9 protein-coding genes are annotated in these 10,554 nt (G+C 72.7%); 2 read left to right on the forward strand and 7 right to left on the reverse strand.

The features are described 5' to 3' along the window. Positions 1-541: 541 nt before the first annotated feature. The gene (locus tag ACFV2S_RS14405; RefSeq protein WP_361402221.1) at positions 542-757 is read right to left on the reverse strand and encodes an EF-hand domain-containing protein; all 216 of its coding nucleotides are present in this window, start codon (positions 755-757) and stop codon (positions 542-544) included. 74 nt (positions 758-831) lie between these two features. On the opposite strand from ACFV2S_RS14405, the gene ACFV2S_RS14410 reads away from it, so the two are divergent. Next, positions 832-1,470: a GNAT family N-acetyltransferase gene (locus tag ACFV2S_RS14410; protein ID WP_385557725.1), complete on the forward strand. Its 639-nt coding sequence runs from the start codon at positions 832-834 to the stop codon at positions 1,468-1,470. A gap of 51 nt (positions 1,471-1,521) precedes the next feature. On the opposite strand, the gene ACFV2S_RS14415 is transcribed toward ACFV2S_RS14410, so the two are convergent. From ACFV2S_RS14415 to ACFV2S_RS14440, 6 genes are all read right to left on the reverse strand, one after another. Then, a complete protein-coding gene (locus ACFV2S_RS14415) occupies positions 1,522-2,691 on the reverse strand; it encodes a YncE family protein (protein ID WP_385557728.1) in 1,170 nt (389 codons plus the stop codon). Then, entirely contained in the window at positions 2,691-3,461 is a 771-nt protein-coding gene (locus ACFV2S_RS14420; RefSeq protein WP_385557731.1) for a polysaccharide deacetylase family protein, read from the reverse strand. The genes ACFV2S_RS14415 and ACFV2S_RS14420 overlap by 1 nt, the downstream gene beginning before the upstream one ends. A 386-nt stretch (positions 3,462-3,847) precedes the next feature. Further along, on the reverse strand, positions 3,848-4,366 hold the full coding sequence (locus ACFV2S_RS14425) for an ATP-binding protein (protein WP_383791486.1): 519 nt from the start codon (positions 4,364-4,366) through the stop codon (positions 3,848-3,850). Positions 4,367-4,536: 170 nt separating this feature from the next. Then, positions 4,537-5,304, reverse strand: a complete 768-nt coding sequence (locus ACFV2S_RS14430) for an enoyl-CoA hydratase/isomerase family protein (RefSeq protein ID WP_385557736.1) — start codon at positions 5,302-5,304, stop codon at positions 4,537-4,539. A gap of 81 nt (positions 5,305-5,385) precedes the next feature. Continuing rightward, positions 5,386-6,639 carry an Ig-like domain-containing protein gene (locus ACFV2S_RS14435; RefSeq protein WP_385557739.1) on the reverse strand — a complete coding sequence of 418 codons (1,254 nt, stop codon included), beginning with the start codon at positions 6,637-6,639 and terminating at the stop codon, positions 5,386-5,388. A gap of 173 nt (positions 6,640-6,812) precedes the next feature. Then, positions 6,813-8,006 (reverse strand): Ig-like domain-containing protein, encoded by a 1,194-nt coding sequence (locus ACFV2S_RS14440; protein WP_385557741.1) that lies wholly within the window; start codon positions 8,004-8,006, stop codon positions 6,813-6,815. A gap of 200 nt (positions 8,007-8,206) precedes the next feature. On the opposite strand from ACFV2S_RS14440, the gene glgX reads away from it, so the two are divergent. Then, complete coding sequence (glgX, locus tag ACFV2S_RS14445) at positions 8,207-10,411, forward strand: glycogen debranching protein GlgX (RefSeq protein WP_385557743.1); 2,205 nt, start codon at positions 8,207-8,209, stop codon at positions 10,409-10,411. Positions 10,412-10,554 lie beyond the last annotated feature (143 nt).

Raw genomic sequence — 10,554 nt, forward strand, 5'->3', positions numbered from 1 at the left:
CTCGGGAGGTTCTCGGCGGCCGGGGGTTTTCAGCCTTCCCGGCCGCACACCCAGAGGTAATCACCGCGGGGGCCCGCCTGTCCGCTTCCGGACAGGCCAGGAAGCTGCCTGGCAATGAGCTGCCGCACGACCTGCGGGGAAAACGGAGGGGCTCTCCGAGCGGACCCTCGCCTTCCGGCCAAAAGCCCAGGCCGGAACCGCATCCGGGCCCGGATCAAGATCCGGCCACGCCACCGTGCGCCGCGGGGGGCCCCGCCCCCGGGGCCCCCCCGGGGCGGCCCCCCGCCCCCCCCCGGCGGGGGCGCGGGGGCGGGGCGCCCCCCCCGCCCCCCCGGGGGGGGGCGGGGGGCCCGCGGCCCCCCACCCCCCCGCCCCCCCCCCCCCGCGCCCCCTAACCCCCCGCCCCCCACGCCCCCGCGCCCCGCGCCCCCCCGCCCGCCGCCCCCCCGCCGGAGACGACACCGGGCCCCGGGCGGGCGGCGACACGGGGTCGCTGCGCCCACCGGGACCCGGTGGATGGGGCCTGGCGTCAGGCGCCGGCTCAGGCCTTGCTGTAGTGCGCCCAGAACTCGTCCCAGGACAGCACACCGTCGCCGTTGTCGTCGCGCTGCTTGATGAGCACCTCGGCGACCGTCTCGGTGACGTTGAAGTCGCCGTGCTTCGCCATGAGGCTCTTGTACTCCGCGGCGGTGATGAATCCGTCCCCGTCGGTGTCGAAACTGTTGAATGCCTTGCGTGCGTCGTCGATGTCCGCCACTGTGTCCGCCCCTTCTCGGTGCTTTTCTGACGGGGGTCAGATTAGCTGGCTCCCCGGTGCCGGATGATGGGGGCATGAACGACGAGGTGGCACGGATCCTGGCAGCGGCCGCGCACGGGGAGTTCCCTCCTCCGGACGGTGCGACGACGGTGGTGCCCCAGCCCGGGTCGCGGGACGCGGGGGTGCTCGCCTTCACGGCCCACTCGGTGGTCTTCACGGACGCCGACCCCGACTGGGTGCGGGCCGAGCTGGCGGCCACGTCCGCCGACCCGCTGGCGGCGAGCATGAACCCGGCCTTCCTGCTGGCGCTGATGGCCCGTACCGGCCGCCGCATGAACACGATCGACCTGCTCACGGTCGCCGACGCGCTGCCGGGCCCGCCCCCGCTGGAGCTCCGGGAGATCGACGATCCCTCGCACCCCCGGGTGGCGCGGGCCCTGAAGTACCGCGACGAGGTCCGGGTGTGGGCGGCCGAGGGCGGGGTCCTGATCCTGGGCCGGGGGGTCGCGGGCCGCTGGGAGGCGGCGGTCGAGGTGGACGAGGAGGTGCGCCACCGGGGCCTGGGCCGGGCCCTGGCGACGGCGGCCCGCCACCTCACGCCGGGCGACGTGGTGTGGGCCCAGCAGGCTCCGGGCAACGCCCGCAGCGTCCGCGTCTTCCAGGCGGCGGGCTACCGCCCGGTGGCCTCGGAGGCGCTGCTGACCGCCGTCTGAGCGCGGTGTCGCCCGGCCCGGCCCGCCACCGCCCCGGCCCGCCCCGTACCGCTAACGGAAGATGCCGGTGTGGCCGAGGGAGTAGCGGCCGGGCTGGGGGTAGACGGCGAGGCCGTGGGGGCCGCTGCCGACGGGGATGCGGGCGAGCTGCTTCCCCGTCGTGGTGTCGATCGCGTAGACCTCGGAGTCGTAGCGTCCGGCGAGCCACAGGACCTTGCCGTCGGCGGAGACGCCGCCCATGTCGGGGGAGCCGCCGTTCGGGAGCTTCCACTTCTTGGTGAGCTTGTTCTGCCCGAAGTCGAAGACGGAGACCGAGCCCTCCCCGCGGTTGGAGATGTACATCTCGCGCGAGTCCCGGCTGATGTAGAGGCCGTGGCAGCCCTTGCCGGTGGGGAGCAGGGTGGGGGTGGTGAACTTCTCGCCGTCCAGGACCCACATGCCGTGCGCCATCATGTCGGCGATGTAGAAGGTCCTGCCGTCGGGCGAGATCTTCACGTCCTGCGGCATCGCGCCGTCGAAGGGCAGCTTCTGCTGGCCGATCACCTCCATCTTCTCGGTGTCGACCTTGAGGAGTTCGCCGGAGAACTCGCAGGAGACGACGAAGTAGCGTCCGTCGGCGGAGAAGTCGGCGTGGTTGACGCCGTAGCAGCTGACCGGGACGGACTTCTTCCGTTCCATGGTGTGCGGGTCGCGGAAGACGAGCTCGCGGTCGAGCGAGGCCATCACGATGGCGTACTTGCCGTTCGGCGTGAAGTAGAGGTTGTACGGGTCGTGGACCTCGACGGGCTTGCCGGCGACTCCGGTGGCGGGGTCGATGGGGGTGAGCGTGTGGCCCCGGTTGTTGTTCACCCAGAGGGTCTTCATGTCCCAGGAGGGGACGACGTGCTGGGGCTGGACGCCGACCGGGATGGTCTCCACGACCTGGTAGGTCGTGGGGTCGATGACGGAGACGGTGTTCGAGTTGGTGTTGGGGACGTAGACCCGGGAGGGGAAGTTCCGCACCACGGGAGAGAGCTGGTTCGGCCGGTCGGCGGCGTAGACGTCGTGCGGGTCGAGCGGGGGCGGCATCCCCGGCAGTCCGGCGGGGGCCGCCTTGGGCACGGCGGCGGCCTTCTTCACGGGGGCGGCGCCCTCGGGGTGGCTCCCGGTGCCGCAGCCGGCGAGGCCGGCGAGGAGGGCGGCGGCGAGGAGGGCGCGTGTTCTCTTCGTGACGTGTGCCATCAGCTCAGCAGCTCCGTGGTGGTGACCGCGCTCAGGCCGCGGCGGTCGAGGTCGGCGAGGAGGAGGGGCAGCGCGGCGGCGGTGTCCGGGTAGCCGAAGTGCAGGCTGACGACGGATCCGGCGCGGACCTGCCCAGTGACGTTGCGGACGACGGCCGCGGCGCCGGGTGAGGTGAAGTCGAGCGAGTCGACGTCGTACGAGAGGACGTGCGGGTATCCGGCGCGGCGGGCGGCGCGCAGGACGGCGGGGCCGGCGTGCTGGGTGCGGGAGGGGCGGAACCAGGTGCCGACGGAGCCGGTGAGCCGGCGCAGCCGGGTGGCGCAGGCCTCGATCTCGGCGAGGGCCTCGGTCTCGGTCATGGCGTTGATGTCGATGTGGCGCTGGGTGTGGTTGCCGAGGTCGTGGCCGCCGTCGAGGACGCGGCGGGCCAGGGCGGGGTGCTCGTCGAGCCAGCCTCCGACGGCGAGGACGGTGACACGGGCGCCGGCCTTCTCGGCCTCGGTGAGCAGCCGCGTGGCGAGGGCGGGGTCGCCCTGGCCGTGGAAGGTGAGGGCGACCCGGGGCCGGTCGCGCGGGCCGTGCGCGATCTCGTCGGGCTGTCCGGGGAAGTGCCGGGGGGCCGGGGCGGCGGCGGGCGCGGGAGCAGGGCTGCGCCCGGCGGCGGGGGCGGGGGCGGGGCGGGGGTCCGTGCCGCAGGCGGTGGCGAGGGCTCCCGCGAGGGCGGCGGCCGCGCCCGCCCGGAGGGCTCCACGGCGGTCGGTCGGCTTCACGCGACCATTCAAAGGGGATGTCGCCCGATTGGTCACGATTAGGCCAATTCAGGACGTTTGCAGGCATACGCACGGCGTCCAGCATGCGGACGACCCCGAGAAACAACCGATGAACCGCATAGCCATTCACTGTTTACAAGGCGGGTGCTGCACGTCACCAACGATTCACTATTGAACTGTCCGCTTTTGACCCAGCTTGCCCCAGTAGGGACTTTTGGCGACAAGGCCACCTGTCTGCCATAGTCGGAGACACGACCCCCATTGACCCGGGCCAGGTCGACATAGCGGCCGTGGATACACCCCCCCGTCCACGGCGCACCACACGGAAGCCCCCACGCGCCTCACCATGGCGCACGGGGGCTTCCGTGCGTCCGGGACCACGGGGGTCAGGGCCGGTCCGCGACCCGCATCTCGAACCAGGTCGTCTTGCCGCGCGGCGCCAGGTCGACGCCCCAGCGGTCCGCGAGCTTGTCGACCAGGAAGAGTCCCCGGCCGCTGACGTCGAGCTCGTGCACCGGCATCAGGCAGGGCAGCCCGCGCGAGGGGTCGCGCACCTCGATCCGGATCCAGCCGCGGCGCCGCTGCAGGCGCAGGGCGAAGACCCGGGCGCCGGTGTGCCGGACGGCGTTCCCGACGAGCTCCGAGACGAGGAGCACCGCGTGCTCGGCGATCTGCGGACCGAGGCCCCACTGCCGGAGCACCACGTGCTGGGTGAGCCTGCGGGCCACCCAGGCGGACTCGGGACGGGACGGCAGCCGGACGTCGTCCTCGGCCGGGTTGCCGTACAACTCCACCTGGAGGGCGGCCTGTTCGTCGTCGGCGGCCGGTGACCACCGCGGCGCGGCGGCGCTCGCGCGCTGCCGCGGTTGTTCCCTACCCTCCAGGCCCGACATGCCCCCCATCATGGCCGCACGGAGCGGCGCGCGGGGGCCGTTCCCGTGGAATCGGCCCCCGCCCGTGAAGGAACGTCACCCGTTCCGTGAAGGATCGTCACCTGTCGCGTGAGGGGACGTCACCCTCCCGTGAGGGGTCGTCACCCTTCCGTGGCGGCGTCGGGCGGACTCCCGTGGAGGCGTCAGGCGAACTTCGCCTTCCCCGGACCCTCCTCGACGAAGCTGCGCATCCCGCGCTCGCGGTCCTCGGTGGCGAACAGACCGGCGAACCAGGTGCGCTCGATGGCCAGGCCGGTGTCGATGTCGGCCTCCAGCCCCTGGTCGATCGCCTCCTTGGCGGCCCGCAGGGCGACCGCGGGGCCCTGCGCCAGCTTCGCGGCCCAGGCGTGCGCCTGCCCGTACACCTCGGCGGCCGGGACGACCCGGTCGACCAGGCCGAGCGTGAGGGCCTCGTCGGCCTTCACCATGCGGCCCGTGAAGATCAGGTCCTTGGCCTTGGAGGGGCCGACGAGACGGGACAGGCGCTGGGTGCCGCCCGCGCCCGGGATCAGGCCGAGGAGGATCTCCGGCTGGCCCAGCTTGGCGTTGTCGCCGGCGATCCGGTAGTCGGCGCAGAGCGCCAGCTCGCAGCCGCCGCCGAGCGCGTACCCGGTGATCGCGGCGACGACCGGCTTCGGGATGCGGGCGACGGCGGTGAAGGAGTCCTGGAGGGCGCGCGAGCGCTTGACCATGGCCACGTGGTCCATGACCTGCATCTCCTTGATGTCCGCGCCGGCCGCGAACACCTTCTCGCCGCCGTACAGGACCACGGCCCGCACGTCGTCGCGGTCGGTCGCCTCCTGGGCGAGCTCGCGCAGCCGGTCCTGGGTGGCGACGTCCAGGGCGTTCATCGGGGGGCGGTCGAGGCGGATCGTGCCGACGCCTTCGGCGACTTCGAGGTTCACAGTCATGGGGAAAGGTTAGTGTCCGTTAACGCCGGCGGGCCCGGTGCTGTTGCTCACAGCACCGGGCCCGCACTCCGTCGCGTACGACTAGGCGATCCACTCCGACCAGTCCATGTTCCAGCCGTTGAGGCCGTTCTCCGGCGTGATCTGCTTGTCCTTGGAGTTCTTCACGACCACGACGTCGCCGATGATCGAGCTGTCGTAGAACCAGGCCGCCGGCATCGAGCTGTCGCCCGCGCCCCGCGCGTCCTGCAGGCCGACGCAGCCGTGGCTGACGTTCGACGAGCCGAAGGTGGAGGCGGGGGCCCAGTAGTTGCCGTGCACGAAGGTGCCCGAGTTCGACAGGCGCATCGCGTGCGGCACGTCCTTGATGTCGTACTCGCCGCCGAAGCCGACCGTGGCCCCGTTCATGCGGGTCACCTTGTACTTCTCGCTGATGACCATCTGACCGTTGTACGTGGTCGTGGACGGCGCGCCCGCGGTGATGGGCAGCGTCTTGATGACCGCGCCGTCGCGCTCGACCTTCATGGTCTTGGCGCTCGCGTCGACGGTGGAGACCTGACGGCGGCCGATGGTGAAGGAGATCGTCTTCTTCTGCTTGCCGTAGACGCCCGGGCGGCCCTCGACGCCGTCCAGGTTCAGCGCGACCGTGACCTTGGTGCCGGCGGCCCAGTAGTCCTTGGGACGGAAGTCGAGGCGGTCGTTGCCGAACCAGTGGCCCTCGATGTCGACGGCCGGGACGGCCGTCACCTTGATGGCCTTCTCGACGGCCTCGGGGTCGGTGATGCCCCGGGTGAAGTTGATGGAGACCGGCATGCCGACGCCGACGGTCGAACCGTCCTCGGGCGTGTACTGGCCGATGAAGGTGTTCTTCGGGACGAGGGTGGTGAAGGTGGTGTCCTTCGCCGACTCGCGGCCGTCGGTGTCCTTCGCGATCGCGTGGACCTTGTACTGGGTGGCCGCCGACAGGTGCGCGGTCGGCGACCAGCTGGCGCCGTCCGCGGCGATCCTGCCCTCGATCTCGGTGCCCTTGGAGTCGGCGACCGTGACCGTGGTCAGCTTGCCCTGCTCGGCGGTGACCTTGAGGGCCCCGCTGGTGGCGACCGAGTCGGCGCCGTCCTTCGGAAGGATCGTCACGACCGCCTGCGAGGCCGCGTTCTCCTGCTTGCCGCCGCCCTGGGCCGCCGGGGCCTGGCCCGCGCCCCCGCCGGTGGCGGTCTCACCGCCGCCGCAGGCGGTGAGCACCAGGAGCATCGCCCCCGCCGCCAGGGCCTGCAGCGCGACGCCCCCGCGCCGCCGCCCGCTCTTGACCGATGCCCCCGATATCGGCTGCCCGTTCACTGTGGTCGTCTCCCCTCGCACGGCCTGGCTGCGCCACGGCCCCACCCCCGTGCGCATCCACTCGCGCACACAGCGCTAGATAATCACACCGCAGGACACGAAAGTTCTTCGTGAATGTCACCGTTCCGTCCCGATCGGCGTGCTAGGAGCGGGCGAGGACGGGCGCCCCCGCGTCAGTGCAGCGCGGAGCCCGCCTTCCACTGGTTCCAGCCCAGGTTCCAGCCGCCGAGACCGTTGTCGGGGGCGACCTCCTTGTCGTGGGAGTTGACCACCTCCACCACGTCGCCGATGAGCGTCCGGTCGAAGAACCAGCCCGCGGGCGAGTCCGCGCTGCCGCCCTTGTCGTCCCGCAGGCCCACGCAGCCGTGGCTGACGTTCGCGGAGCCGAAGGTGGACGGGTCGGCCCAGTAGTTGCCGTGCAGGAAGGTGCCCGAGTCGGTCAGCCGGATCGCGTGCGGCACGTCCTTGATGTCGTACTCGCCGCCGAAGCCGACCGTCCTGCCGTCCATCCGCGTCACGTCGTACAGCTCGGTGACGACCATCTTCCCGTTGTACGTGGTGGTCTTCGGCGCGCCCGCGGTGATCGGCACGGTGGCGAGGAGCTCGCCGTTCCTGCGGACCTCCATGGTGTGCGCCTCGGCGTCGACGAGGGACGTCTGGGAGCGGCCGACGGTGAACCCGACGGTCTTGCGCTGGATGCCGTACACCCCGGGCGCCCCCTCGACGTCGCGCAGCCCGAGCTCGACGGTGACCTTCGTGCCGGGCCGCCAGTACGCGGCGGGGCGGAAGTCGAGCCGCTCCTTGCCGAACCAGTGGCCGACGACCTCCACCGGCGGATCCGAGGTGACGCGGACGGCACGCTCGACCTCGGCCCGGTTCTCGATCGGCATGTTGAAACCGAAGGAGACGATCATGCCGGTGCCGACCGTGGAACGGTTCTCCGGCTTGAAGTAGCCGATGAAGCGGGACTCGGGGACCACGGTGGTGAAGGTGGTGTGCCGGGCCGAGCGGCGGCCCTGCCCGTCGAGCGCGACCGCGTCCACGCTGTACTTGGCGGCCAGCGCGAGGCGGGTGCCCGGCCGGGGCCGCCAGCGCAGCCCGTCCGCCGACGTCTCCCCCGCGACCTCGGTCCGCCGGCCGTCCTCGACCTGGGCGACCGTGACCCGTTCGAGCCGCCCGCTGTCCAGTGCCACCTCGACCGGCCCGCCCGCCGGCACCGCCCGGCTGCCGTCCTCCGGACTCACCCGGATGACGTCGCCCGGGGCCCGCGCCACGCCCGGCAGACCGATGCCGACGCCCCCTCCGCCGTCCGCTCCGGTGCAGCCCGCGAGCCCCGCGGCCAGCCCCGCCGTCAGTCCCGCCGCCATCAGGGCGCGCCTCGCCCGCTTCCATACAAGTCTCACGCTCGGCCCAACGACGGCCACCCTCCAGGGGAAACGTGCGTGCGGGTCATGTTGGGAGCAGGGCCGTGCGGGCAGAACAGGGGGAGGACCACCCGCGGGAGCGGCGGCCGGGACGCCGCCGCTCCCCCGGGTGCGGGCCCGACGAGCCGCGGGAGGCCGGGACGGTGGCGAGCGCAGCCGAGCAGGAGGCGGTACCGGAGCATGCCCTGGAGCGGGCCGGGCCACCGGTGTGGCCGGGGGCACCGACCCCGCTGGGGGCCCGGTGCCGGGTCGGACCCGGCGGGGTGACGGGGACCAACTTCGCCCTGTGGGCGGGCGGGGCGGAGGCCGTGGAGCTGTGCCTCTTCGACGCCTCCGGGACGGAGACCCGGCTGCCGCTGACCGAACTGACGCACGAGATCTGGCACGGCTTCGTGCCGGGCGTCGGGCCGGGACAGCGGTACGGCTACCGGGTGCACGGCCGCTGGGACCCGTGGACGGGCGCCCGGTGGAACCAGGCGAAGCTGCTCCTCGACCCGTACGCGCGGGCCGTCGACGGCGACTTCGCGGCGCTGCCCCCGGAGGCGTACGGGCACGTCCGGGACTGGCCGCAGCAGCACGTGGCCGACACCGTCCGCGACGAGCGGGACTCCGCCCCGTACGTCCCGAAGGGCGTCGTCGTCCATGACGACGACGACTGGTCCGACGACCGCAGGCCCAAGACGCCCTGGCAGGACTCCGTCATCTACGAGGTGCACGTCAAGGGCTTCACCAAGCTGCACCCGGGCATCCCGGAACACCTGCGGGGCACGTACGCCGGGCTCGCGCACCCGGCCGCGATCGACCATCTGGTCCGGCTCGGCGTGACGGCGGTCGAACTGCTCCCCGTGCACCAGTTCGCCCACGAGGACCATCTGCTGCGGCGCGGGCTGCGGAACTACTGGGGCTACAACTCCGTCGGCTACTTCGCCCCGCACGCCGGCTACTCCTCCTCAGGGACGGCCGGGCAGCAGGTCGGCGAGTTCAAACGGATGGTGCGGGCCCTGCACGCGGCCGGGATCGAGGTCATCCTCGACGTCGTCTACAACCACACGGCGGAGGCGGGCGAGCTGGGGCCCACCCTCTCCCTGAAGGGCATCGACAACCGCGGCTACTACCGCCTCCAGTCCGACGCCCGCCGCTACGCCGACTACACCGGCTGCGGCAACACCCTGCACGTGGTGCAGCCGCAGGTCCTCCGCCTCATCACCGACTCCCTGCGGTACTGGGTGACCGAGATGGGCGTGGACGGCTTCCGCTTCGACCTGGCGGCGGCGCTGGCCCGCTCGATGCACGACGTCGACATGCTCTCCCCCTTCCTCGCGGTCATCGCCCAGGACCCGGTCCTGCGCCGGGTGAAACTCATCGCGGAACCCTGGGACGTGGGCAACGGCGGCTACCAGGTCGGCGCCTTCCCGCCGCTCTGGACCGAGTGGAACGACCGCTACCGGGACGCCGTACGGGACTTCTGGCGCGGGGCGCTGCCCGACGTGCGGGACCTCGGCTACCGGCTGTCCGGCTCCAGCGACCTGTACGCCTGGGGCGGGCGCCGCCCGTACGCCTCCGTCAACTTCGTCACCGCCCACGACGGCTTCACGCTCCGCGACCTGGTGACCTACGAACGCAAGCACAACGAGGCCAACGGCGAGGGCAACCGGGACGGCACCCACGACAACCGCTCCTGGAACTGCGGGACGGAGGGCGAGACCGACGACCCCGCGGTCAACGCCCTGCGCCTGCGCCAGCAGCGCAACCTCCTCACCACCCTGCTGCTGTCCACCGGGGTCCCGATGCTCGTCGCCGGCGACGAGACGGGCCGCACGCAGGGCGGCAACAACAACGCGTACTGCCAGGACAACGAGCTGGGCTGGCTCGACTGGTCGCTGCCGGACGACCCGGGCCGGGGCGGCCTCCTCGCCCTGACCCGCCGGCTCCTGTCGCTGCGCCACCGCCACCCGGTCCTGCGCCGCCGGGCCTTCTTCTCCGGCCGGCCGCAGGGCGCCGACGGGCTGCGGGACCTGGCCTGGTTCACCGCCGGGGGCACCGAGATGACGGAGCGCGACTGGTACGCGCCGACGGCCACGCTCGGCCTCTACCTGTCGGGCCGGGACATCCCGGGCCGGGACGAGCGGGGCGAGCAGATCACCGACGACAGCTTCCTCGCGGTCCTGCACGCGGGCTCGCGGCCCCTGGAGTTCCGTCTCCCGGGCCCGCCGTGGGCGGCGACGTACGAACTCATCGTGGACACGTCGAGGGAGGACCAGTCGGAGGCCCCGGGCACGTCGCACCCGGGGGGCGGGACGATCACGGTGGGAGCGCGGTCGGTGGTCCTGCTCCGGGTGTCCACGTAGCTGGGCGGCACCTCTGCGGACGACGCCCCCGCCGGTCCGTTGTGGGCTGCGCCCCGCCCGTTGTGGGCAATCGTTCCGCTGGGGCGATGGGGGTCCCCCCTGCTCGAGCGAAGCCGAGAGCTTGGGGGAGGGTGGGCACAACG

It is taken from the genome of Streptomyces sp. NPDC059695, from assembly GCF_042733785.1.
Taxonomy (GTDB): Bacteria; Actinomycetota; Actinomycetes; order Streptomycetales; family Streptomycetaceae; genus Streptomyces.

What these genes read in the sequence shown, in the direction of transcription:
- ACFV2S_RS14410 (WP_385557725.1), top strand. Translation starts at nt 832, where the DNA reads ATGAACGACGAGGTGGCACGGATCCTGGCAGCGGCCGCGCACGGGGAG.
- ACFV2S_RS14415 (WP_385557728.1), bottom strand. Translation starts at nt 2,691, where the DNA reads ATGGCACACGTCACGAAGAGAACACGCGCCCTCCTCGCCGCCGCCCTC.
- ACFV2S_RS14425 (WP_383791486.1), bottom strand. Translation starts at nt 4,366, where the DNA reads ATGATGGGGGGCATGTCGGGCCTGGAGGGTAGGGAACAACCGCGGCAG.
- ACFV2S_RS14430 (WP_385557736.1), bottom strand. Translation starts at nt 5,304, where the DNA reads ATGACTGTGAACCTCGAAGTCGCCGAAGGCGTCGGCACGATCCGCCTC.
- ACFV2S_RS14440 (WP_385557741.1), bottom strand. Translation starts at nt 8,006, where the DNA reads ATGGCGGCGGGACTGACGGCGGGGCTGGCCGCGGGGCTCGCGGGCTGC.